General features: G+C 74.2%; 22 protein-coding genes. 7 read left to right on the plus strand and 15 right to left on the minus strand.

Annotated elements, in window-relative coordinates; all coding sequences use genetic code 11:
* Nucleotides 1–222 precede the first annotated feature (222 nt).
* From AB0D45_RS27950 to AB0D45_RS27965, 4 genes are all read right to left on the minus strand, one after another.
* The gene (locus tag AB0D45_RS27950) at nucleotides 223–2,796 is read right to left on the minus strand and encodes an ABC transporter permease (RefSeq protein WP_362464007.1); all 2,574 of its coding nucleotides are present in this window, start codon (nucleotides 2,794–2,796) and stop codon (nucleotides 223–225) included.
* A 108-nt stretch (nucleotides 2,797–2,904) separates the two neighbouring features.
* Entirely contained in the window at nucleotides 2,905–3,468 is a 564-nt protein-coding gene (gene recX, locus AB0D45_RS27955) for a recombination regulator RecX (protein WP_361601102.1), read from the minus strand.
* Between the two features lie 3 nt (nucleotides 3,469–3,471).
* On the minus strand, nucleotides 3,472–4,584 hold the full coding sequence (recA, locus tag AB0D45_RS27960; RefSeq protein ID WP_361601099.1) for a recombinase RecA: 1,113 nt from the start codon (nucleotides 4,582–4,584) through the stop codon (nucleotides 3,472–3,474).
* 232 nt (nucleotides 4,585–4,816) lie between these two features.
* Complete coding sequence (locus tag AB0D45_RS27965) at nucleotides 4,817–5,647, minus strand: serine protease (protein ID WP_362464010.1); 831 nt, start codon at nucleotides 5,645–5,647, stop codon at nucleotides 4,817–4,819.
* A gap of 294 nt (nucleotides 5,648–5,941) precedes the next feature.
* Here AB0D45_RS27965 and AB0D45_RS27970 point away from each other — a divergent pair, with 294 nt between their 5' ends.
* Nucleotides 5,942–6,367, plus strand: coding sequence for a hypothetical protein (locus AB0D45_RS27970; protein WP_361601093.1), 426 nt, complete (start codon nucleotides 5,942–5,944; stop codon nucleotides 6,365–6,367).
* Nucleotides 6,368–6,433: 66 nt separating this feature from the next.
* Here the strand turns inward: AB0D45_RS27970 and AB0D45_RS27975 are convergent, their stop codons facing one another.
* A complete protein-coding gene (locus tag AB0D45_RS27975; RefSeq protein WP_362464012.1) occupies nucleotides 6,434–7,006 on the minus strand; it encodes an HPP family protein in 573 nt (190 codons plus the stop codon).
* A 165-nt stretch (nucleotides 7,007–7,171) separates the two neighbouring features.
* On the opposite strand from AB0D45_RS27975, the gene AB0D45_RS27980 reads away from it, so the two are divergent.
* Nucleotides 7,172–7,927, plus strand: a complete 756-nt coding sequence (locus AB0D45_RS27980) for a Clp protease N-terminal domain-containing protein (RefSeq protein ID WP_362464015.1) — start codon at nucleotides 7,172–7,174, stop codon at nucleotides 7,925–7,927.
* Here the strand turns inward: AB0D45_RS27980 and AB0D45_RS27985 are convergent.
* On the minus strand, nucleotides 7,881–8,972 hold the full coding sequence (locus tag AB0D45_RS27985; protein ID WP_362464042.1) for an AI-2E family transporter: 1,092 nt from the start codon (nucleotides 8,970–8,972) through the stop codon (nucleotides 7,881–7,883). The genes AB0D45_RS27980 and AB0D45_RS27985 overlap by 47 nt on opposite strands.
* 299 nt (nucleotides 8,973–9,271) lie before the next feature.
* The gene (locus AB0D45_RS27990; RefSeq protein ID WP_361601084.1) at nucleotides 9,272–9,466 is read right to left on the minus strand and encodes a DUF3046 domain-containing protein; all 195 of its coding nucleotides are present in this window, start codon (nucleotides 9,464–9,466) and stop codon (nucleotides 9,272–9,274) included.
* Nucleotides 9,467–9,547: 81 nt separating this feature from the next.
* Between AB0D45_RS27990 and AB0D45_RS27995 the strand changes: the two genes are divergently transcribed.
* The gene (locus tag AB0D45_RS27995; protein ID WP_362464017.1) at nucleotides 9,548–10,576 is read left to right on the plus strand and encodes a hypothetical protein; all 1,029 of its coding nucleotides are present in this window, start codon (nucleotides 9,548–9,550) and stop codon (nucleotides 10,574–10,576) included.
* On the opposite strand, the gene AB0D45_RS28000 is transcribed toward AB0D45_RS27995, so the two are convergent.
* From AB0D45_RS28000 to AB0D45_RS28010, 3 genes are all read right to left on the minus strand, one after another.
* Entirely contained in the window at nucleotides 10,545–10,853 is a 309-nt protein-coding gene (locus tag AB0D45_RS28000) for an AzlD domain-containing protein (protein ID WP_362464020.1), read from the minus strand. The genes AB0D45_RS27995 and AB0D45_RS28000 overlap by 32 nt on opposite strands.
* Nucleotides 10,850–11,569 (minus strand): AzlC family ABC transporter permease, encoded by a 720-nt coding sequence (locus AB0D45_RS28005; protein ID WP_362464045.1) that lies wholly within the window; start codon nucleotides 11,567–11,569, stop codon nucleotides 10,850–10,852. The genes AB0D45_RS28000 and AB0D45_RS28005 overlap by 4 nt, the downstream gene beginning before the upstream one ends.
* A gap of 85 nt (nucleotides 11,570–11,654) precedes the next feature.
* On the minus strand, nucleotides 11,655–12,488 hold the full coding sequence (locus tag AB0D45_RS28010) for an AraC family transcriptional regulator (protein ID WP_362464023.1): 834 nt from the start codon (nucleotides 12,486–12,488) through the stop codon (nucleotides 11,655–11,657).
* 80 nt (nucleotides 12,489–12,568) lie between these two features.
* On the opposite strand from AB0D45_RS28010, the gene AB0D45_RS28015 reads away from it, so the two are divergent.
* From AB0D45_RS28015 to AB0D45_RS28030, 4 genes are all read left to right on the plus strand, one after another.
* Complete coding sequence (locus AB0D45_RS28015) at nucleotides 12,569–17,161, plus strand: ATP-dependent helicase (protein ID WP_362464025.1); 4,593 nt, start codon at nucleotides 12,569–12,571, stop codon at nucleotides 17,159–17,161.
* A gap of 176 nt (nucleotides 17,162–17,337) precedes the next feature.
* The gene (locus AB0D45_RS28020; RefSeq protein WP_362464028.1) at nucleotides 17,338–18,063 is read left to right on the plus strand and encodes a hypothetical protein; all 726 of its coding nucleotides are present in this window, start codon (nucleotides 17,338–17,340) and stop codon (nucleotides 18,061–18,063) included.
* 109 nt (nucleotides 18,064–18,172) lie between these two features.
* Entirely contained in the window at nucleotides 18,173–18,985 is an 813-nt protein-coding gene (locus tag AB0D45_RS28025; protein WP_361601066.1) for a DNA-formamidopyrimidine glycosylase family protein, read from the plus strand.
* Between the two features lie 32 nt (nucleotides 18,986–19,017).
* Nucleotides 19,018–19,788, plus strand: coding sequence for an SDR family NAD(P)-dependent oxidoreductase (locus AB0D45_RS28030; protein ID WP_362464031.1), 771 nt, complete (start codon nucleotides 19,018–19,020; stop codon nucleotides 19,786–19,788).
* On the opposite strand, the gene AB0D45_RS28035 is transcribed toward AB0D45_RS28030, so the two are convergent.
* The 5 genes from AB0D45_RS28035 to rimO form a co-directional block, all read right to left on the minus strand.
* On the minus strand, nucleotides 19,736–20,002 hold the full coding sequence (locus AB0D45_RS28035; RefSeq protein WP_361601111.1) for a hypothetical protein: 267 nt from the start codon (nucleotides 20,000–20,002) through the stop codon (nucleotides 19,736–19,738). The two genes, AB0D45_RS28030 and AB0D45_RS28035, sit on opposite strands and share 53 nt — an antisense overlap.
* Nucleotides 20,003–20,186: 184 nt before the next feature.
* Complete coding sequence (locus AB0D45_RS28040; RefSeq protein WP_361601060.1) at nucleotides 20,187–20,567, minus strand: helix-turn-helix transcriptional regulator; 381 nt, start codon at nucleotides 20,565–20,567, stop codon at nucleotides 20,187–20,189.
* Nucleotides 20,568–20,676: 109 nt separating this feature from the next.
* Entirely contained in the window at nucleotides 20,677–21,156 is a 480-nt protein-coding gene (locus AB0D45_RS28045; RefSeq protein ID WP_361601108.1) for a CinA family protein, read from the minus strand.
* 77 nt (nucleotides 21,157–21,233) lie between these two features.
* The gene (gene pgsA / locus AB0D45_RS28050; protein ID WP_361601057.1) at nucleotides 21,234–21,890 is read right to left on the minus strand and encodes a CDP-diacylglycerol--glycerol-3-phosphate 3-phosphatidyltransferase; all 657 of its coding nucleotides are present in this window, start codon (nucleotides 21,888–21,890) and stop codon (nucleotides 21,234–21,236) included.
* Nucleotides 21,887–23,380, minus strand: a complete 1,494-nt coding sequence (gene rimO, locus AB0D45_RS28055; protein WP_361601054.1) for a 30S ribosomal protein S12 methylthiotransferase RimO — start codon at nucleotides 23,378–23,380, stop codon at nucleotides 21,887–21,889. Before rimO ends, pgsA begins: the two co-directional genes overlap by 4 nt.
* Between the last annotated feature and the right edge of the window lie 105 nt (nucleotides 23,381–23,485).

Below are 23,485 nucleotides of genomic sequence, written 5' to 3' on the forward strand. Positions count from 1 at the left end.
CCGCCCTTCGCCCGTTCCCCGGGCGCTGCCCGGACCCGCGCCTCAGACGCCGGCGGGGCTGGAATTCGCGCAGCGAATTTCCAGCCCGCGCGGCGTTTGAGCGTACCGGGCGCGCAGCGCCCGGTACCGGGGTCAGGGGGGGAGCCCCTGGGAACGGTGGAAGGGCGGGGAGGGGACCGCACCGCGCAGCGGCACCCCCCACCCGCCCGGCCAGGGCAAGGGCTACGCCTTCGACGTGGCCACCTCCACCGGGCGCGGCCGCAGCGCCCCCCGGCCCGCGAGGCCCGTGGCGGTGAGCGCCAGCACCCCGGCCGCACCGACCACCACCGCGTACACCAGCGGCAGCACCGCCGGCGCGGCCGACCCCGTCATGCCCACGCTGAAGGCCGTCAGCACCGCCAGTGCGATCCCGGATCCCAGCCCCACCCCCATCAGCAGCACGGCGAGCGTCTCGGTGCGGAGCATCCGCAGCACCTGCCGCCGCTTCGCCCCGGCCAGCCGCAGCATCGCGAACTCCCGGAACCGCTCCGCGGTGGACATCGCCAGGGTGTTGACCACCGCGATGGCGGTGAAGGCCAGGACCAGGCCCATGGCCAGCAGGTGGATCTCGGCCCCCGCGGCCTGCCGCCGCTCCCGCGCCGCGTCGGCGTCCGCCGCGGACAGCACCGCCACCCCCGGGACGTCCCGTACGGCCGCGGCCAGCCGCTCCCGCCCGGTCCCCGGCTCCGCCGCGACGAGCACGCTGGCGGCGAGGGGGTTGTCGACGTGCGCGGCCACCAGCGCGTGCGGCAGCGTCAGGTCCCCGAAGCCGAGCCCCCGCGCGTACACGGCGGACACCGTCAGCGTCACCGGCGTGCCGTCGCCCAGGGTCAGCTTCAGCGGGCTGCCCGGCTCCAGTCCCAGCTGGTCGGCGGCGAGTTCGCTGACGGCGGCGCCGCCCTCGCCGAAGCCGTCCAGGCTGCCCCGGGTGACCCGCGGGTCCCAGGTGCGGGTGAGGCCCGCCGGGGTCACGCCCTGGGCCGCGTACTTGGTCAGGCCGACCCGTACCGAGGTGTGCACGATCTCGGTCGCCGCCGTGACGCCCGGCGTACGGCGGATCCGCTCGACGGCGCCGGCGCTCACGCCCGGGCCCTGTGCGGCGAGGACCCAGGGGGCGCGTACCCCTTCGCGGGCCTGCGCGCGGGCCGCGTCTGCGAGCGTGGGGGTGACGAAGAGCACGGTGCAGGTCATCCCGATCAGCAGGGTGAGCGGGGTGACGGCGGAGGCCATGCGGGTGGCGTTGCCGCGCAGGTTCGCGGTGGCCAGGCGGCCGCCGGGGCCGGTCAGGTGCAGCGGTCCGGCGAGCAGCGCCGTCGCGAGGCGGACCAGGAGCGGGCCGAGCAGCGACACCGCCCCGGCCAGCACCACCACGGCCAGGAAGGTGACGGGGGTGGAGGCGGGCTCGGTGCGCAGCGAGCCGAGGACGACCACCAGTACGGCCCCGCCCGCCAGCAGGAGCAGGCCGGCCATGGTGCGGATCCAGGCGGGCCGTCCCCGCTCGACGGCGGCTTCGGCGAGCGCCTCGGCGGGGCGGATCCGGGCGATGCGGCGCCCGGTGATGCGCGCGGCGGCCCAGGCTCCGAGCAGGCTCGCCGCGACGGCGGCGAACATCGGGAAGATCCCGGCGGTGCGCTCCAGGGTGGTCGGGATCACTCCGGCGGTGACGAAGCGACCGTGCAGCCAGGCGGCCAGCGGCAGTCCGGCGAGGGAGCCGGCGACACCGCCGGCGAGGCCGACGAGCAGCGCCTCACGGCCGATCATGCGCCGCAGCTGCTTGGGGGTGGCTGCGACGGCCCGCAGCAGGGCCAGTTCGCGGTAGCGCTGCTGGACGGAGAGGGCGAAGGTGCCGACGACGACGAGGACCGCGACGAGCAGGGAGGTGCCGCCCATGGCGCCGCCCATGGAGACCAGCTTGACGCGTGCCCCGGCGGCGTCGAGGAACTCGACCGGCCCGCGCGCGTCCCCGTGGGCCACCTGCGCAGTGGCGCTCTGCGGGGTGTCGGCCAGGGCCCGTCCGACCTGGCCGGCGAGTTCTGCGGCGTCCACTCCGGGCCGGGGCAGCACTCCGATGGCGGTGACCTGTCCGGCGCGGGCGGCGAGCCGTTCGGCCTCGGTGTCGCTGAAGAAGAGGGAGGTCTGCCGGCCGAGGTCGCCGCGGGCGCCCCGCGCGACGCCGCTGACGGTGTACGTCTTCGGCTCGCCGGTGGCCTGCACGGTCAGCCGGGCTCCTGCGCCCAGCCCCGCCCGGGCGGCCAGGGCTCGGTCGATGACCACCTCGTCCCCGGCCCGGGGGGCGCGGCCTTCGGCGAGCGTGAAGGGGGTGAGGACGGCGGAGGTCCAGGCGTGCCCGTACGAGGGCTGCGCCGCACCGTCCGGTTTCCCGGGGCCCGGCGCCTTGATCATCGGGATGGCCTGGAAGGTCAGCTCGGGCACGGCCCGTTCGACGCCGGGCACGGAGCGGACGGTCTCCACGGCCGAGGCCGGCAGCCAGGCCCGCTCGGCGACGGGCTTGGCCTTGTGCTTCGTCTTGGTCTTGCCCTTCTTCTCCTTGACCGTCGTCTGGTGGACGTTCTGGTCGGCGGAGACGACCACGGGGGTGCCCGCGTAGCGCTCGGAGGCGATCCGGCCGCGCAGTCCGGTCTCCAGGAGCGTGCCGCAGGCGGTGATCAGGGCCGCCGCGCACAGGAGCGCGACGAAGGCTCCGAGGAAACCGGCTTTGCGGTCCCGGACGGTCTGAAGGGCGTAACGCAGCATCATGCGGTCAACTCTGGCCGCGGGCCGGTCTTCCGGCACTGGAGCGCCCCGGCGTCCTCGCCCGGGGGCTACCCCCACCCCGGCGTCCGCACCCCGGGGCCGGCCTGCGCCTCAGGGCCCGGGGTATCCCAGGTCGTCGGCGTCCTCGCCCTCGGCCTCCAGCGCGCGCCGGACCACCCGCAGGGCCATGCCCTCCGGGTATCCCTTGCGGGCGAGCATCCCGGCGAGGCGCCGGATCCGCTTGTCCCGCTCCAGGCCGCGCGTGCCGCGGAGCTTGCGCTCCACGAGGTCCCGGGCGGTCTGCTCCTCCTGGTCGGAGTCCAGCTGTTCCAGCGCCTCCTGGACGAGGGTGTGGTGCACCCCCTTGGTCCGCAGCTCCTGCGCGAGCGCCCGGCGGGCCAGGCCCCGGCCGCGGTGCCGGGACTCCACCCAGGCGTCGGCGAAGGCGGCGTCGTCGATCAGGCCCACCTCCTCGTACCGGGAGAGGACCTCCTGCGACACCTCCTCGGGGATGCCCCGTTTCGCCAGGGCGTCCGCGAGCTGCCGCCGGGTGCGCGGCATCCCGGTGAGCAGGCGCAGGCAGATCGCCCGCGCCTGCTCCTCGGGACTCTGGGGCGGCAGCTCCTGGCGGCCCTCACGGCCGCCGCCTGCGCCGCCCCTTTCCTGCTCCCGCACGGATCAGCTCTTGGCCACGGCGGCCTTGGCCGTCGTCTTGGCCTTCGACGCGGGGGCGGGGACACCGGCTGCGGCGTCGGCGGCCGGCGCGGCGGCGGGCTCGTCGGCCTCGACGTCCTTGCGGACGCCCACGCCGAGCTTCTCCTTGATCTTCCGCTCGATCTCGTTGGCGAGGTCGGGGTTGTCCTTCAGGAAGTTGCGGGCGTTCTCCTTGCCCTGGCCGAGCTGGTCGCCCTCGTACGTGTACCAGGCACCGGCCTTGCGGATGAAGCCGTGCTCCACACCCATGTCGATCAGGCCGCCCTCGCGGCTGATGCCCTGGCCGTAGAGGATGTCGAACTCGGCCTGCTTGAAGGGCGGCGCGACCTTGTTCTTCACGACCTTGCAGCGGGTGCGGTTGCCCACCGCCTCCGTGCCGTCCTTCAGGGTCTCGATGCGGCGGATGTCGATGCGCACGGAGGCGTAGAACTTCAGCGCGCGGCCACCGGTGGTGGTCTCCGGCGAGCCGAACATCACGCCGATCTTCTCGCGGAGCTGGTTGATGAAGATCGCGGTGGTCTTGGACTGGTTCAGCGCACCGGTGATCTTGCGCAGCGCCTGGCTCATCAGGCGGGCCTGGAGACCCACGTGCGAGTCGCCCATCTCGCCCTCGATCTCCGCGCGCGGGACGAGCGCCGCGACGGAGTCGATGACGATCAGGTCGAGCGCGCCGGAGCGGACCAGCATGTCGACGATCTCGAGCGCCTGCTCACCGGTGTCCGGCTGCGACAGGATGAGGTTGTCGGTGTCGACGCCGAGGGCCTTGGCGTACTCGGGGTCGAGCGCGTGCTCGGCGTCCACGAAGGCCACGGTGCCGCCGGCCTTCTGGGCGTTCGCCACGGCGTGCAGGGTCAGGGTCGTCTTACCGGAGGACTCCGGGCCGTAGATCTCGACCACACGGCCGCGCGGCAGCCCGCCGACGCCGAGGGCGATGTCCAGCGCGGTCGACCCGGTGGGGATGACCTCGATGGGGTCGTTCGGCTTGTCGCCGAGGCGCATGACCGCACCCTTGCCGAATTGCCGTTCAATCTGTGCGAGCGCGGCGTCGAGAGCCTTCTCGCGGTCGGTGCCTGCCATGGGTTCCACCCGGTTTGCTTGAGTCGATCGCTTCACGCCATTGACGCTAACGCCTGCCACTGACAATGCGCTCCCACACCCGTTCCGGCTGTGGATAACCCATCAGAATGGATGTTCGATTTCCGTGTCAAGCGAGCCACGCCCGCCCCGGCGCCGGACGGCGCGAGCCCCGGCGGCACGGGGCCGACGGGGCTCGCGGGGCGGAGCGGGGCGGGGCGTGCGGAGCGGGCGGCTACGGCTTCGGCAGCACGCAGCCCGGGCGGTTCAGGTCTATCTGGTTGCCGGGTCCGATGCAGGGGACGAGGGTGTAGGTCTGCTGGCCGTAGTTGATGCCCTGGCGGACCGTGACGTTGCCGCTCTCGTCCACCTCGCACGGGTTGTTGTCCGTGCAGCGCTGGCCGTCCTCGTTGCCCGTGTTGTTGACGGCGACGACCCTGCCGGTCGCCGTGTCGATCACCGGCGAGCCGGAGGTGCCTCCGATGGTGTTGCAGAAGGAGGTGTAGCGGACCGAGTCCTTCCAGGTCCAGGCGCCCTCCTTGAGGCGGTACGCGAACCCGTCGACGTTGCAGCTGTAGGTCCGCTTCCAGTACCCGGAGACCACTTTGATGGACGTGCCCTGCACCGGGTGGGTGTCGTTGAGGGTGAGGGCGCTGATCCCGTACTGGCTCTGGATCTGCGCGTACGTCTTGGTCAGCTGGTAGAGCGAGACGTCCGTGTCCGTCATCGTCCCGTACGCGATCTTGCTGGCGCGCAGCGTCGCGACCCTCGAGCCCGCGGCGTTGAGCAGGGAGAAGGAACGGCTGGACGCCCGGTTCACGAGGACCTCGCCGGGGGCCGGGAAGCCGGTCTCCAGGCAGTGGCCGTTGGACAGGACCAGCGCGGGGTCGCCCGGCTGGGAGTTGGGGGTGCGGACGACGGAGCCCGAGCAGTTGCTGAGTGCGACCGTGCCCGCGTAGGTGACGGCGACGGCGGACGCGGTGTCGGGGGTCGAGGCCACGGCCGGGGCTGCTGCCACTCCTGTCAGGAGCAGGGAGAGCACGGCGCCGGCGAGAGGCTTCTTCATGTGGGGGTTCCCCTCTGGTGACGAATGCGACCGAAGATCCTTCGGTTGTCATGCGCATTCTCAAACCCTCCCGGTCAACTCACAAGAGGACATGGCCAGTTGGGGACGCCGCCCGCCAGAACGGCTGAAAGGGATCCGGAACCAACTATTCCAACACCCCACGAGGCGGGCGTCGGCGCCCATACCCGGGCGCATGGCCAACCACCCCGGGCTGGCGCGAAATCACCCCTCGACGGCCGGTACTCTGCGGTGCCCCCGACGACGGGGGCCGTGACATTCCGCTCAGGAGGACCCATGGCCGTCAAGAAGGCCACGATCCAGCAGCAGGTGGCAGACGCCCTCGCCCAGGCGAACCCCGCCGACCGCCCCATCGTCACCATCCAGGCCATCGCCGGCCCCAGTGTGTGGCTGATGAGCATGCTCGGCCTCATCGGCCAGGCGTTTCTCTCCTACTACTTCGTCACCGTCACCGAGCAGGCGGTGGTGCTCCACAAGGCGAGCCGGATGAGCAACCGCCCCCAGGAGATCGTCTTCGCGATATCGCCCGCCGAGGCCGTCGGCAGCATCACGGAGGTCAAGCGCAACGCCATCTGGAGCTCGTTCCGCATGCAGCTCCCCGGCCAGGCCGCGCCGACCCGGATGAACGTGCACCGCATCTGGCGCGCCGAGATGGACCAGCTGCTCGGCCTGCTGACGGGTCAGAACCAGCCCACCGCGTGACACCTGACGGCCGGTGACCGACCGGTCGGCGGAGGGGTCTCGTCCCCAGCCCCCTCCGCCCCCGGCTCACCACCAGTAGACCGGGTACCGCACCGCCCCCCGCCGTGCGCGCGAGGCGGCCATTCCCGCCAGCACCAGCAGCACCGCCGCCCCCGCCAACAGCGGTACGAACACCCCCGGATCCGGCGCCTGGAGCACCACCACCACGGTGGTCGCCGCCGCCGGCGAATGCGGGGTCCGGGCCAGGGTCATGACCCCCACCGCCACTCCGGCCCCGAGCGCCGCCACCCACGGCGCGCTCCCCAGCAGCGCCAGCCCCAGGTAGCCCACCGCCGCGCACAGCAGGTGCCCGGCGACGACACTGCGCGGCTGGGCAAGCGGCAACGCGGGCACCCCGTAGACGATCGCCGCGCTCGCCGCGATCGGCGGGATCAGCACCGGCTCGTGCAGGACCGCCCCGACGGCGACGAGCGCCAGCAGCGCGGCCGCCGCGACGCCACCGCTGTGCAGGGCGGTGGCGGGGGCCGGCGGCGCGGGCGCGGGGGCACGGCCCGCGAACGGGTTCCGGGCCGCCGGGCGGGCCCGGCCGCCGGCCGCCACGGCCCGCCCGGTGCTCGTGTCACTCGTGTCCACACTCATGCGCCCGGTCTACGCGCCCTCCACATCGCGGCCCTATACGGACAGCACGGCCGGATCCGCACACCTGGAGGCCGGCAGCCGACGACACCGGCAACGGACGACACCGGCAGCCCAAGTGACAACCACGGGTTGACACCCCCCGACTGTCAACCTAGGGTTGCACTCATGACGAACCCTTCGGTGGAACCCGTTCGCATGGCCAATCCGGTACGCCTCGACGAGCTGATCGAGGCCATCAAGAAGGTCCACTCCGACACCCTCGAGCAGCTCAGCGGGGCGGTCGTCGCCGCCGAGCACCTCGGCGACGTGGCCGACCACCTCATCGGCCACTTCGTGGACCAGGCCCGCCGCTCCGGCGCCTCCTGGACCGACATCGGCCGCAGCATGGGCGTCACCCGCCAGGCCGCCCAGAAGCGCTTCGTACCCAAGGCGGACAAGGACGGCGACCCCGGCCTCGACCCGAGCCAGGGCTTCGGCCGCTTCACCCCCCGCGCCCGCGGCGTCGTCGTCTCGGCACAGAACGAGGCCCACGCCGCCCGCAACACCGAGATCCGCACCGAGCACCTGCTCCTGGGCCTGCTCGCCGAGACCGAGGGCCTGGCCGCCCAGGTCCTCACCTCCCGCGGCATCGAGCCGGAGCCGCTGCGCGCCGCCGCGACCGCGGCCCTGCCCCCCGCCGCGGCGGAGCTCCCCGCACTCGTCCCCTTCGACGCCAACGCCAAGAAGGCCCTGGAGCTCACCTTCCGCGAGGCCCTGCGCCTGGGCCACGGCTACGTCGGCACCGAGCACATCCTGCTCGCGCTCCTGGAGCTGGAGAACGGCGAGGGCCCGCTCAGCAGCGCCGGCCTCGACAAGGCCGCCGCCGAGGCGACCGTCACCGAAGTCCTCGCAGCCGTACTCGGCGAGGGCGAAGAGAAGTAGCCCCGCCCGCCGCGGCGCCCGTCAGCTCGTACCGCTTCACGTACGCGCCGAGGAAGGCCTGCAGGGTGGCGACGGCGGGGATCGCGATGAGCGCGCCGACCGCGCCCAGCAGGGCGGTGCCCGCGACGACCGACCCGAAGGCCACGGCGGGGTGGATGTCCACGGTCCTGGCGGTCAGCTTGGGCTGCAGGACGTAGTTCTCGAACTGCTGGTAGACCACCACGAACCCGAGGACGTACAGCGCGTACCAGGGATTGACGGCGAAGCCGATCAGGATCGGCAGCGCGCCCGCCAGATAGGTGCCGATGGTGGGGATGAACTGGGAGACCAGCCCCACCCAGACGGCGAGCGCGGGCGCGTAGGGCATGTCGAGCACCGCGAAGAGGACGTAGTGCGCGACACCGGAGATCAGCGCCATCAGCCCGCGCGAGTACAGGTAGCCGCCCGTCTTGGCCACGGCGATCTCCCAGGCCCGCAGCACCTCGCGCTGCTTCGCGGGCGGCAGCACGGAGCACAGCGCGCGCCGCAGCCTCGGCCCGTCGGCGGCGAAGTAGAAGGCGAACAGGCCGATCGTCAGCAGCCGGAAGAGTCCGCCGAGCACCGTGGTGGAGACGTCGAGCACGCCGCTCGCGCTGTTCTGCACGTACTTCTGGAGCCACTGCGAGTGCAGCAGGCTGTCCTGGATCTCCAGCCGGGACAGCTGGGTGTGGAAGGTGCTGTTGATCGAGTCGATCACCGAGTCGAGGTAGCGCGGGAAGCCCTCGACCATGGCGACGATCTGCCCGGCGAGCATCGAGCCGAGCAGCGCGAGGAACCCGGCGCCGAAGACGAACACGGCCAGGAACACCAGGAAGGTGGCGAGCCCGCGGCGCATGCCGCGGGCCGCCATCCTGGACACGGCCGGTTCGATCGCGAGCGCGAGGAAGAACGCGATCAGGATGTTGACGAGCAGCCCGATCAGCTGGTGGAAGGCCCAGCTGCCGAGCTGGAAGCAGGCGATCAGGGCCAGTACGAGGACCACCGCGCGCGGCAGCCAGCGCGGCATCCGCGCGTCCGCACCGGCCGCGCCGCCGGTCAGGGCCGTGCCGGGCGGGACACCGCCCGCGCCGGCCGTGTCCCGGCCGCCCCCTGCGGGCCGGCCCGCCGTCCCGGGGCCCGTGTCACCGGGCCCCTCTCCGGGCCTGTCACCAGCCGCCGCACCTGCCGTGCCCGCGGCCGCCGCGCCCGTCGTCCCGTCGCTTCGTCCGTCTGTCGCTGCCACGCCGTCCAGTCTGTCCCACCGGCCGCCCCGACCACGAAGCCGCGCCCCCGGTCCGCGCCCCGGCGCCCGCCGCCGCGGCGGCGTCAGCGCAGCGAGGCCGGCACGTCCACCGCCGAACACACCGCGCGCCACACGTCCTTGGCCTCCCAGCCCGCGTCCAGCGCCTGGTGGACGGTGCGTCCGCCCAGTTCGGCCATCACGTGGTCCCGGGCGAAGGAGTCCGCGTAGCCCTCGCCGAAGTGTTCGGCCATCCGCTCCCAGAAAATCGTCAACCGCATGCCTCCAGTATCCCGCTCCGGAGAGTGCACCCGACCCGTTGCAGCCCTGCGCCCCGGTCCGCGCGCCCTACGGTGTCACGCATGCCTGGAGACGAAGCTTCCGCGCCGGCCGCACCGAGCCCGGCGGCCCCCTCGGCCCCCTCCGCTCCGCCGGCCGCACCGACCGCGCCGGCCCGCGCCGAGCAGTTCGTCTGGCTCACGGCCAGGGTGCTGGAGCAGCGGCGGTTCGCGTTCCACTTCCTCGGCGGGAGCCCCGATCCGGTGGACACCGCCCTCGGCTCCTACCTGGGCGAGGACGGGGGCTACGGCCACGGCCTCGACCCGGACCTGCGCGGCCCGCTGAGCCAGCCCCTGCACACCGCGCACGCCCTGCGGATCCTGGACGGCCTCGGCCGGTGCGCCGGCCAGCGCATCGAGCGGCTCTGCCGCCACCTGACCCGGATCTCCACCCCGGAGGGGGCGCTCCCGCTGGTGCTGCCGGGCCCGCGCGCCTACCCCGCGGCCCCGTACCACCCGGTCTGCGACGACCCTCCGGGTTCGCTGCTGACCACGGGACCCGTCGTCGGGCTGCTGCACCGCAACCGGATCTGGCACGCCTGGCTGTTCCGGGCCACGGACTTCTGCTGGGAGCGGGTCGAGACGCTGCGCCACTGGCACCCGTACGAGGTCCAGAGCGCGGTCGCGTTCCTCGACGGGGCCCCCGACCGGGCCCGTGCCGCGGCGGCCGCGGACCGGCTGGGGCGGCTGGTGCGCGAGCGGCGCCTGGCGGTGCTCGAACCGGAGTTGCGCGCGCAGTACCCGACCTCCCCCGGCTACGCCCCGGGCGAGCAGCTGTTCCCGTACGACTACGCGCGGCGGCCGGAGTCGCTGGCCCGCGGCTGGTTCACCGACGAGGAAATGCGGCGCTCCCTGGACTTCCTCGCGGCGGAGCAGCAGCCCGACGGCGGCTGGCCGGTGCGCCGGCGGGCCTGGGCGCCGGGCAGCTCGCTGGAGCGGCGGCCGATCGCCACCCTGGAGGCCCTGCTGACGCTGCGGGCGTACGGGCACCCGTCGACGGCGCCGGCCGGGGACGGCGGGGTCAGCCTCCCAGGGCCCGGACGCCCGCGGTGACGACCACCGCGGCGCCGACGACCAGCAGGAACGGGGCCCGCAGCAGCAGCGCGACCCCGGCCGCGGCGAGCCCGGCGGCCCGGGCGTCGAGGACCAGCTCGTGCCCGGTGCTGAAGGTCTGCTGGGCGGTGAGCGCGGCCAGCAGCGCGACGGGCAGCAGCGCGGAGAGCCGGCGCACCGCGGGCCGCTCCAGGGCGCCGGCGGGGACGAGCAGTCCGGCGAGCTTGACGGCGTAGCAGCCGGCGACGGTGAGCCCGATGGCCATCCAGACGTTCACGAGCGTCCTCCCTTCGGCGATCGGCGGCCCGTCATCCACAGCACCGCGGGCGCGGCCAGCGCGGCGATCAGTACGGGCACCCCGGCGGGCAGCACGGGCAGGAAGCCCAGCCCCAGCACCAGGGCGAGCGCGGCGACGGCCCGCTCGGTGGCGCTCTTCAGCATCGGAGCGAGCAGCGCGAGGAAGACGGCCGGCCCGGCGGCGTCCAGCCCCCAGGCGGCGGTGTCCCCGATGGCCTCGGCACCGAGCGCGCCCAGCAGGGTGGTGAGGTTCCACAGCAGGTAGAGGGCGAGCCCGGTGACGGTGAACCCGAGCCGGGCCGACCTGCGGTCGGGCTGGGCCAGGGCGACGGCGGTCGTCTCGTCGATCACCCAGTGCGCGGCGAGGGGCCGTACGGCCTTCGGCAGCGCCAGCAGCTGGGACAGCCGCAGCCCGTAGAAGGCGTTGCGGGTGCCGAGGAAGAACGCCCCGGCGGCGGCCGTGAACGGGTTGCCGCCCGCGGCGAGCGCTCCGACCAGCGCGAACTGCGAGGCGCCGGTGAAGACGAGCAGGCTCAGCACGCAGGCCTGGAGCACGCTGATCCCGGCCCCGGCCGCGGTCACCCCGAACGCGAACCCCGACAGCCCGACGGCCACGCCGACCCCGAGCGAATCCCGTACGACGGCGGCCGCGGGCCGTCCCTCGCCGACCCCTTCGGGGGCCTCCTGCATCACCATCCGATGTTCTCCCACGCCCCGAACGTACGCAGGGCGGGGCGGCCGGGTCTTGTACGTTCTTGCGGTTGGGCCGGTGACCTGCGGCCTAGCCCGCGCGCTCGCGCCGGTAGGCGCCCGGCGGGACGCCCACGATCCGGGTGAAGTGCCGGTTCAGGTGCGGCTGGTCGGTGAAGCCGACGGTGACGGCCGCCTCTGCGGGCGGGGTCCCCGCGTCGAGCAGTCGGCGCGCCCTGCGGACCCGGGCGTCGGTGAGCCAGGTGTGCGGCGGCATCCCGTACCGGTCCCGGAAGGTGCGCAGCAGCGCGAAGGGGCTGGTCCCCAGTTCGGCGGCGAGCTGCTCCAGCGAGGGCGGCCGCGCCATCCGCTCCTCCAGCACGGCCCGGGCCCGTTCGGCTTCGGCGGCGCCCCCGCCGCGGACGGTACGGGCGGGCAGCGGGCCGGCGTGCCGGGCGAGCATCCGGGCCACGAGGCCCCGCAGCAGGGTGTCGGCGGCCAGCGCGTTCCCGGCCTCGGCGGCCCGGTGCACTTCGGTGATGGCCCGCGCGCCCTGCGCGTCGGCGACCATGTCGGCGGTGAAGCCGGGGGTGCCGCGCAGGGTGGCGACCTCGGCGGCGACCTCGGCGATGAGGTCCCGCGAGGGGTAGAGGGTGGCGTACGCCCAGCCTTCGGGGACGCCGGCCCGGGCGGTGTGCGCGACCTCCGGGTTGATCAGCACCACGCTGCCGGGGCCGGCCCGCACCGTGCCGCCGGGCAGGCCGATCTCCTCGACGCCGCCGGTGACGGCCGCGATGACGTACCCGTCGTGGGCGTGGCGCGGGAAGGTGTGGCGTACGTAGTGGGCGCGCAGCAGGTCCAGCCCGGGCAGTTCGTCGTACTGCCAGTGCCGTGCCCACTCCCGGTGTCCGCCGTCCGTGCCCATGTGCTCATTCTGCGCCCCGCTCCGGCGGCGCGTTTGCCCAGGTGGGGCCCGTTGTCAGTGGCGGGGTGCACGATGGGGGCATGGCAGGCGCTGCGCTCGACTCGTTCTCCCCCGCGACCCGCTCGTGGTTCACGGGGGCCTTCCGTACGCCCACCTCCGCGCAGGAGGGCGCCTGGCGGGCCATCGGGGAGGGTTCGGACGTCCTGGTCGTGGCGCCGACCGGTTCCGGCAAGACCCTGGCGGCCTTCCTCGCGGCCCTGGACCGGCTCGCCTCGACGCCGCCGCCCGCCGAGCCGGGCAAGCGCTGCCGGGTGCTGTACGTGTCGCCGCTGAAGGCCCTGGCGGTCGACGTGGAGCGCAACCTGCGCAGCCCGCTGACCGGCATCCGGCAGGAGTCGGCCCGGCTCGGCCTGCCCGAGCCGGACATCCGGGTGGGGATCCGCTCCGGTGACACGCCGCCGGCCGAGCGCCGGGCGCTGGCCACCCGGCCGCCGGACATCCTCATCACCACTCCGGAGTCGCTGTTCCTGATGCTGACCTCGGCGGCGCGGGAGGCGCTGTCGGGGGTGGAGACGGTGATCCTGGACGAGGTGCACGCGGTCGCCGGGACCAAGCGCGGCGCCCACCTGGCGCTGTCCCTGGAGCGGCTGGACGAGCTGCTGCCGCGCCCGGCCCGCCGGATCGGGCTGTCGGCCACGGTCCGGCCGGTGGAGGAGGTGGCCCGCTACCTCGCCCCGCGCGGCCGGGTGGAGATCGTGCAGCCGCCGTCGACCAAGGAGTTCGACCTGTCGGTGGTCGTCCCGGTCGAGGACATGGGCGAGCTGGGGGGCTCCCCGGCGACCGAGGGCCGCGAGGGCGGGGACAAGCCGTCGATCTGGCCCCATGTGGAGGAGCGGATCGCGGACCTGGTGCAGGCGCACCGTTCGACGATCGTGTTCGCGAACTCCCGCCGTCTCGCGGAGCGGCTGTGCAACCGGCTCAACGAGATCGCCCACGAGCGGGCCACGGGCGAGCCGCTCGGCGAGGGCGCGCCGCCCCCGGCCGAGATCATGGCGCAGGCGGGTGCGGCGCTGGGCGCTCCGCCGCTGCTGGCGCGCGCCCACCACGGTTCGGTGTCCAAGGAGCAGCGGGCGCTGGTCGAGGAGGACCTGAAGGCGGGCCGGCTGCCCGCCGTGGTCGCCACCTCCAGCCTGGAGCTGGGCATCGACATGGGCGCGGTGGACCTGGTGGTGCAGGTGGAGTCGCCGCCCTCGGTGGCCTCGGGGCTCCAGCGCGTGGGCCGCGCCGGGCACCAGGTGGGCGCGGTCTCCACGGGTGTCGTCTTCCCCAAGTACCGGGGGGACCTCGTCCAGGCCGCCGTGGTCACCGAGCGGATGCGGACCGGGGCGATCGAGTCCCTGCGGATCCCCTCCAACCCGCTGGACGTGCTCGCCCAGCAGCTGGTGGCGATGACCGCGATGGACACCTGGCAGCTGGACGAGCTGCTCGCGCTGGTGCGGCGGGCGGCGCCCTTCGCGGCGCTGCCCGAGTCGGCGTTCACGTCGGTGCTGGACATGCTGGCGGGCCGCTACCCGTCGGACGCGTTCGCCGAGCTCAGACCACGCGTGGTGTGGGACCGGGTCGCGGGGACGATCACCGGCCGGCCCGGCGCGCAGCGCCTCGCCGTGACCTCCGGCGGCACCATCCCGGACCGGGGCCTCTTCGGCGTGTTCCTCGCGGGCGCCGACCCGAAGAAGGGCGGGGGCCGCGTCGGCGAGCTGGACGAGGAGATGGTCTACGAGTCCCGCGTGGGCGACGTCTTCACCCTGGGCACCACCTCCTGGCGGATCGAGGACATCACCCGGGACCGGGTCCTGGTCACCCCGGCGCCCGGGGTGCCGGGCCGGCTGCCCTTCTGGAAGGGCGACCAGCTGGGCCGGCCCCTCGAACTGGGGCGCGCGGTCGGCGCGTTCCTGCGGGAGCTCGGCGCGCTCACCGAGGAGGACGCCCGGCTGCGGCTGCTGGCGGCCGGCCTCGACGGCTGGGCCGCCGCCAACGTCCTGGCGTACCTGGCGGAGCAGCGGGAGGCCTGCGGCCACGTCCCGGACGACCGGACCATCCTGGTCGAGCGGTTCCGCGACGAGCTCGGAGACTGGCGGGTCGTCGTCCACTCCCCCTTCGGCGCCCAGGTGCACGCGCCGTGGGCGCTGGCGCTGGGTGCGCGCCTCGCCGAGAAGTACGGCATGGACGCCCAGGTGATGCACGCCGACGACGGGATCGTGCTGCGCCTGCCGGATGCCGACCTGCTCTCCATGGACCTCCTCGACCACGACCCGGCGCAGCCGGCGGCGTTCGAGTTCGACGACGAACAGGCCCCGCTGGGCGCGGCCGACGTCGCCTTCGACCAGGGCGAGGTGGCGGGGATCGTCACCGACCAGGTGGGCGGCTCGGCGCTGTTCGCCTCCCGGTTCCGCGAGTGCGCGGCGCGCGCCCTGCTGCTGCCGCGCCGCAGTCCCGGCAAGCGCACGCCGCTGTGGCAGCAGCGCCAGCGGGCCTCGCAACTGCTCCAGGTGGCCTCGGAGTTCGGCTCGTTCCCGATCGTGCTGGAAGCCGTACGCGAATGCCTCCAGGACGTGTTCGACGTACCGGGCCTGACGGAGCTGATGGGGGACATCGAGGCGCGCCGGGTCCGGCTGGTGGAGGTCACCACCCCCGAGCCCTCCCCCTTCGCCCGCTCCCTGCTCTTCGGGTACGTCGCCCAGTTCCTGTACGAGGGCGACTCGCCGCTGGCCGAGCGGCGGGCGGCCGCGCTCTCGCTGGACTCCCGGCTGCTGGCCGAGCTGCTGGGCCAGGCGGAGCTGCGGGAGCTGCTCGACGCCGAGGTGCTGGAGGAGCTGGAGCGGGAGCTCCAGTGGCTGACGGAGGACCGGCGCGCCAAGGACGCCGAGTCGGTGGCGGACCTGCTGCGCCTGCTGGGCCCGCTGACGGACGCCGAGCTGGCCGCGCGCGGGGCGGACCCGGCCTGGCCGCAGGCGCTCGCCGCCGCCCGGCGGTCGATCCGGGTGCGGATCGGCGGCGCGGACCACTGGGCGGCGATCGAGGACGCCGGCCGGCTGCGGGACGCGCTGGGGACGGCGCTGCCCGTCGGGGTCCCGGAGGCCTTCACCGAGCCCGTCAAGGACCCGCTCGGTGATCTCCTGGCCCGGTACGCGCGCACCCACGGTCCCTTCACCACGGCCGCGGTGGCCGCCCGCCTGGGCCTGGGCGCGGCGGTGACCGAGGGCGCCCTGCACCGGCTCGCGGCGGCGGGCCGGGTCGTCCAGGGGGAGTTCCATCCGGCGGGGATCGGCCAGGAGTGGTGTGACGCGACGGTGCTGCGCCGGCTGCGGCGGCGCTCGCTGGCGGCGCTGCGCCAGGAGCTGGAGCCGGTCCCGCCCGCCTCGCTGGCCACCTTCCTGCCCCAGTGGCAGCACCTGGGCGGGGCCCTGCGCGGGATCGACGGCCTGGCCCGCGCCGTGGAGCAGCTCCAGGGGGCGCCGGTGCCGGCCTCCGCGTTGGAGCGGCTGATCCTGCCGTCCCGGGTGGCGGGGTACGCGCCGACGCTGCTGGACGAGCTGACCACCACCGGCGAGGTGGTGTGGGCGGGTGCAGGGGCGCTGCCGGGCAAGGACGGCTGGATCTCCCTGTACCTGGCGGACTCCGCTCCGCTGCTGCTCCCCGATCCGCACCCCCTGGAGCTGGGCCCGCTGCACCAGGCGGTCCTGGACAGCCTCTCCGGCGGTTACGGCCTGTTCTTCCGCCAGCTCACCCAGTCCGTCCGCGCCCGCCATCCGGAGGCGTCCGACCTGGAGCTCTCCGAGGTGCTGTGGGACCTGGCCTGGTCGGGCCGGCTGACGAACGACACCCTGGCCCCGCTGCGCTCCCTGCTGGGCTCGGGCCGTACGGCGGGCGCCACCGCGCACCGCGCCCGGCGCACCGTGCCGCGCGGCCGGTACGGCAGCCTGAGCGCCACGGCCGCGCGTACGGGCCCGCCCACGGTGTCGGGCCGCTGGTCGCTGCTGCCCGCGCAGGCTCCCGACCCGACCCACCGCGCCCACGCCCTGGCCCGCACCCTGCTCGACCGGCACGGGGTGGTCACCCGGGGGGCGGTCGCGGCGGAGGGCGTCGAGGGCGGCTTCAGCGCGGTCTACCGGGTGCTGTCGGCGTTCGAGGACAGCGGCCAGGCCCGCCGCGGGTACGTGGTCGAGGGGCTGGGCGCGGCGCAGTTCGCGATGGACGGCGCCGTGGACCGGCTCCGGGCGGCCGAGAAGAACCCTCCCCCGCTGGCGGCGGTGGTGCTGGCCGCCGCCGATCCGGCGAACGCGTACGGGGCGGCCCTGCCCTGGCCGGAGCCCCCGGCCGGCGCCTCGCACAAGCCGGGCCGCAAGGCGGGCTCCCTGGTGGTCCTGGTCGACGGCGAGCTGGTCCTGTACCTGGAGCGCGGCGGCAAGACCCTGCTGGCGTGGCCGGAGCCCGGGGACCCGCGCCTGACGGCGGCCACGGAGGCGCTGGCAGCCTCGTCGCGTGCGGGCAGCCTGCCGGCCCTGACGGTGGAGCGGATCAACGCGGCGGCGGCCCTGACCTCGCCGCTGGGCCCGGCCCTGGAGGCGGCCGGCTTCCACGCCACCCCGAGGGGCCTGCGGATGCGCAACTGAGGCCGTCCGGCTCCGCTCCCCGGTCTCGGCCCGGACACGTATGTCTTGGGCATGTCACGAAACTGCTGCCAGCCGTTCCGTGGGGGGCCCACGAGCTGGCACCGGTGCTTATCCGTGGCTTATCAAAGGTGATCACAGGCACCGCACCGGCGGTGCATTCATGGGGGAGAAGAACAGTGAGCACCCACAGCATGCGCAGAAGCACCCTCGCCGCGGCCGGCCTCGCGGTGGCCGGAACCCTCGTCCTGACCGGCTGCAAGGACGGCAACGAGGAGATCCCGGCGGCTCCGGCCGCGCCCTCCGCCGCCGCGTCCGCACCGTCGCCGGCCCAGCCGACGGACCCGGCCGCGCCCAGCTCCCCGGCGGGCGGCTACGACGGCTCGGCGGGCGCCTCCGCCACCCCCGCCCCGGGAGGGGCCGCCGGCGGCGCCGTGGCGAAGTCCGGGCAGGCCTTCAAGATCGGCGAGGCGGCGACCGTCCCGTTCAGCTACGGCAGCAACAAGGGCGGCCAGCTCGCCCTCGCCGTGACCTCGATCGCGCAGGGCGACCCGGCCGACCTGGAGCCGCTCAAGCTAGGCGACAAGGTCAAGGGGATGATCCCGTACTACATCAGCTACACGGTCAAGAACACCGGCACGACGGACCTGTCCTTCTCCTCCGTGGGCCACATCAAGGGCCTGCTCGGCGACGGCAGCGAGGCGCAGGGCGTCTCGATCATCGGCAAGTTCGACAAGTGCAAGGACAACTCGCTGCCGAAGGGCTTCACCAACGGCCAGACGCAGACCAACTGCGTGATCGCCCTCGCGCCGTCGGCCCAGACGAAGGTCTCCGGCGCCGAGTACTGGGGCGAGCCGTACAACAACCTGAGCTCCCCGCCCCAGAAGGCCCTCACCTGGAAGTGACGGCCGGCCCGCCGGGCCCCCGACCCTCCTGACCCCCGGACCCCCTGCGGCGGCGCCCCCGCCCAGGGGGTTCCGCGCCCTGCGGGCAGGGCGGCGCGACAATGAGCGCATGCCCGAAGGAGACAGCGTCCACCGCGCGGCGGCCCGCCTCCACGCCGCCTTCGCCGGCCGGCCCCTCACCCACGCCGATCTGCGCGTGCCCCGCTTCGCCACCGCCGACCTCACCGGCCGCACCACCCTGGACGTCACCCCGCGCGGCAAGCACCTCCTCGCGCGCCTCGAAGGCGGCCTCACCCTCCACAGCCACCTCGGCATGGACGGCGCCTGGCACCTCTTCGACCCCGGCCAGAAGTGGCGCGGCGGCCCCTCCCACGAAATCCGGGCCGTCCTCGGCACCGCCGGCACCACCGCCGTCGGCTACCGCCTCCCCGTACTGGAACTACTGCGCACCGCCGACGAGGACCAGGTCGTGGGCCACCTCGGCCCCGACCTCCTCGGCCCCGACTGGGACCCGGCCCGGGCCGCCGCCAACCTCCTCGCCGACCCGGACCGCCCCCTGGGCGAGGCCCTGCTGGACCAGCGCAACCTGGCGGGCGTCGGCAACATCTACAAGTGCGAGCTCTGCTTCCTCGCCCAGGTCACCCCCTGGACCCCGGTCGGCGGGCTGCCCGACCCCGAGGCCACGGCCGTCCGGCTCGCCTCCGCCGCCCAGCGCCTGCTGGCGGCGAACACCGGCAACGCCGGGCGCCGCAACACCACCGGCAGCCGCCTCCCCGGCCGGGAGCTCTTCGTCTACGGCCGCACCCACCGCCCCTGCCTGCGCTGCGGAACCGCCGTCCGCGAGGTCTGGCAGGACCGCAGGCCCACGTACTGGTGCCCCCGCTGCCAGACCGGCCCGGTCCCGGAACACCCGGACAGTTGACGGGCCGTCAGATTCGCTCGTACGGTCCTGGCATGCCCACACCCACCGCCTCGTACGACCTCACCGGGCGCACCGCGCTCGTCACCGGAGCCGCCGGCGGCATCGGCCGGGCCACCGCCCTGCTCCTCGCCCGGGCCGGCGCCGGCGTCCACTGCGCCGACCGCGACGAGCGGGGCCTCGCCGAGACCGCCGCCCTGATCCGCGAGGAGGGCGGCGCCGCCACCGCCCACCCCCTCGACGTCACCGACCGGGCCGCCCTGCGGGCCGCCGTGGCCGCGGCCGGGCCGCTCGACATCACCGCCGCCGTCGCCGGGGTCATGCACACCAGCAGCGTCCTGGACACCACCGACGAGGACCTCGACCGGATCCTGGACATCAACTTCAAGGGGGTCCTGCGCACCTGCCAGGAGGCCGTCCGCGCGATGATCGCCGCCGGCCGCCCGGGCTCGGTCGTCACCATGGCCTCCGGCGCGGTGGACGCCGCCCAGCCCGGCCTGCTCTGCTACAGCGCCGCCAAGGCCGCCGTGGTGCAGCTCACCAAGACCCTCGCCACCGAGGCCGGCCCGCACGGCATCCGCGTCAACGCCGTCGCACCGGGATGGATCCGCACCCCCATGACCGCCCGCCACGGCCCGGAGGTCCAGCAGCGGACCGAAGCCGCCATGGTCCGGATGTCCCCGCTGCGCCGGGTCGGCGAGCCCGAGGACATCGCCCAGGCCGTGCTCTACCTGGCCTGCGATGCCTCGTCCTTCATGACGGGCCAGATCCTGCGCCCGAACGGCGGGGTGTCGATGCCCTGGTAGCCGCCGCGCCCCGGGCCCTGCCGGGCCTGCGTACGGGCCCCGGCGCACAGTGCACCGGCAGCAGCCCCAGCCCCCAGCCGCCCACCGCCACGGCGCCCTCCACCGGCCCCGCCCCGGCCGGCGCCAGCGCCAGCCTCAGCACGGCCCACCACCAGAGCGCCCCCACCGCGAGCGCGAAGGGCACCGCCACAGGTATCCGCTGTAACCGCCGCACGGCCACCTCCCAGCGGGCCGGTTCCCGCACGGGTCATCCTCCCGCAGCCTCCCCGCCCCCGCACCCAGAACGACCGGCCCGGACCCGCACGGCCCCGCGCCACCGGCGGACAACGGCAAGGAGCCCCGGCCGGTGCTTCACGCACCCACCGGGGCTCCCGCCACGCTCACGTACCCAACGGCGCTCAAGCGGCTACGACGTTCACCGCATCCACGGGCGCCTTGATGGTCACCCGCTCGGGTCCACCCGTGACCGAGGCCACGGAGACCGAATTGAGCATCGGGCGCACCGGTGCCGGCACCGGTTCGCTTGCGGCGGCCGACTGCGCAAGCTCCGCCAGCGACAGCTCGTCACTGACTTCGCGCATCAGCTCGGACATCCGTACGTCCAACGCGTCGCAGATCGCGGAGAGCAGCTCGGAGGATGCCTCCTTCTGCCCCCGCTCCACCTCGGAGAGATAGCCGAGCGAAACTCGGGCGGACGAGGAGACTTCGCGCAGAGTACGGCCCTGGCGCTGGCGCTGCCGACGCAGCACGTCACCCAGCAGGCGACGGAGCAGAATCATCGGTGGCTCCCTCCTCTGACCGTGTAGCCGTAACCTTCACGCCCCACCGTACCGCCTCGCGCCGCGGCCGTGCGGGGAGCGATGTCGTGTTCACTCAGGGCTGCAAACATCAAATCCCCCCGTTCTGTTCCGTATCCTGCCTCCGCAGATTCTCGCGGAGTTCGCTCGAGAGGAGTTCGAGCACTGTCCGTGCACTCTCCCTACGGATTTCCGTCCGGGAGCCGTTCAACCGCAGCCGGGCTGTTTTCCTGCCCGCCGGACCCGCCACGGCGATGAAAACGGTGCCCACGGGCTGACCGTCCTGGGGGTCGGGGCCGGCCACGCCGGTCGTCGCGATCCCCCACGCGGCACCCAGCGCCCGCCGCACGCCGACCGCCATCTCCTCCGCGACCTGCGCGTTCACCGCGCCCTCGGCCGCCAGCAGCTCGGCGTCCACCCCGAGGACGCGGTGCTTCAGTTCCGTGGCGTACGCCGTGACCGACCCGCGGAAGGCCCGCGAGGCACCTGGCACCGCCGTGAGCTCCGCCGCCACCATGCCGCCCGTCAGCGACTCCGCGACCGCGAGCGTCTGGTCACGCTCCGCAAGCATCCGCAGTACGTCTTCGGCCACCGCTGCCACCCCGGCCGCCGCTTCCGCGGCCTCCGGCGCGCCCCCTGCCCCGTGTGTCACGTCGCGACCCGCTCCGCCGCGAGTCCGGCCCGGCGCAGCACCACGGCCTGCCGGATGTAATCCAGACCGGTGACGACGGTCAGCACGACGGCGAGGGCCATCACCCAGAAGCGCAAGGTCGCCAGCGGCCCGGTCAGCGCGAGCACGTACATGCCCACCGCCGTGCCCTGGGCCAGGGTCTTCATCTTGCCGCCCCGGCTGGCCGGGATCACCCCGTACCGGATCACCCAGAACCGCATCAGCGTGATCCCGAGCTCACGTCCGAGGATCACCCCGGTCACCCACCAGGGAAGATCGCCGAGCCAGGACAGACACACCAGCGCCGACCCCATGATCGCCTTGTCGGCGATGGGGTCGGCGATCTTCCCGAAGTCCGTGACCAGGTTGTACGTCCTGGCCAGGTGCCCGTCGAAGATGTCCGTGATCATGGCGACGGCGAAGGCGGCCCACGCCAGCGCCCGCCAGACGGGGTCGTAGCCCCCGTCGGCGAGCAGCAGCAGGACGAATCCCGGCACGAGGACGAGCCGGATCATCGTCAGGATGTTGGCGATGTTCCAGAGGCTGGCCTGGTTGACGGCCGCAGTCCCGAGCTTCGTGCCGGGAGCGGGCCGGCGGCCGGTCCCGCCCGCCGCCGATGCCGGGACTCCGGTCATCCGGCCGCCTCCTCGAGTTCCGTGCCCAGGGCCTCCGCGACCAGGTCGACGCCCAGGGTCCCGACCACCTTGGCGGTGACGATGCGCCCGGGCACCAGGCCCGCGCCGTCCGTGAAGACGACCTGTCCGTCGGTCTCGGGAGCCTGGTGGGCGGCGCGCCCGTAGGCGCCCTCGCCCTCCTCGGCCTCGTCCAGCGGGACGACCGTCTCGACGAGTACCTCCAGGGTCTCCCCGATCCGCTCCTCCGCGCGCTGCGAGGTCAGCTCCTCGGCGAGCCGCTGCATGTGCGCGAGCCGCTCGGCGATGGTGTCCTCGTCCAGCTTGTCCTCGTAGCCGGCGGCCTCGGTGCCGTCCTCGTCGGAGTAGCCGAAGACGCCGATGGCGTCGAGGCGGGCGTGGGTGAGGAAACGCTCCAGCTCGGCGAAGTCCGACTCCTTCTCGCCGGGGAAGCCGACGATGAAGTTGGACCGGACGCCGGCCTGCGGGGCCTTGGAGCGGATGGTGTCCAGCAGCTCCAGGAAGCGGTCGGTGTCACCGAAGCGGCGCATGGCGCGCAGCACGTCGGGGGCCGAGTGCTGGAAGGACAGGTCGAAGTACGGGACGACCTTGGGCGTCGAGGTGAGGACGTCGATCAGCCCGGGCCGCATCTCGGCCGGCTGGAGGTAGCTGACGCGGACGCGCTCGATGCCGTCGACGGCGGCGAGCTCGGGCAGCAGGGTCTCCAGCAGGCGGATGTCGCCCAGGTCCTTGCCGTACGAAGTGTTGTTCTCGGAGACCAGCATGACCTCCTTGACGCCCTGCTCGGCGAGCCAGCGCGTCTCGCCCAGCACGTCGCTGGGGCGGCGGGAGATGAAGGAGCCGCGGAAGGACGGGATGGCGCAGAAGGAGCAGCGCCGGTCACAGCCGGAGGCGAGCTTCACCGAGGCGACCGGGCTCTTGTCCAGGCGGCGGCGCAGCGGCGCGCGCGGGCCGGAGGCGGGGGCCAGGCCCTCGGGCAGGTCGCTGGGGGCGGGGGCGGGCTCCTGCGCGTGGCCGGGCAGCGCCACGTCGGCGGCCTGCCGCTCGGCGGGGCTGATCGGCAGCAGCTTGCGCCGGTCGCGCGGGGTGTGCGCCTCGACGCTGCCACCGCTGAGGATGGTCTGGAGGCGGTTGGAGATGTCGGCGTAGTCGTCGAAGCCGAGGACTCCGTCGGCCTCGGGGAGCGCTTCGGCGAGTTCCTTGCCGTAGCGCTCGGCCATACAGCCGACGGCGACGACGGCCTGGGTCTTGCCGTGGTCCTTGAGATCGTTGGCTTCCAGCAGGGCGTCTACGGAGTCCTTCTTGGCGGCTTCGACGAATCCGCAGGTGTTGACGACGGCTACGTCCGCGTCGGCGGCGTCCTCGACGAGCTCCCAGCCATCCGCCGCCAAGCGGCCTGCGAGCTCCTCCGAGTCCACCTCGTTACGGGCGCAGCCAAGAGTGACAAGGGCGACGGTACGGCGTTCGGGCATGGACTCAAGACTACTTCGTCCCGGCGCCGGCCCCCGCCCCAAGTCCCCCCGCAGCAAGATCCCCGGGGCCGGCGGCGGCAGCCGCGCGGGGTCCCGGGGATCTGG

This window comes from Streptomyces sp. NPDC048352, assembly GCF_040651895.1.
Classification (GTDB): domain Bacteria; phylum Actinomycetota; class Actinomycetes; order Streptomycetales; family Streptomycetaceae; genus Streptomyces.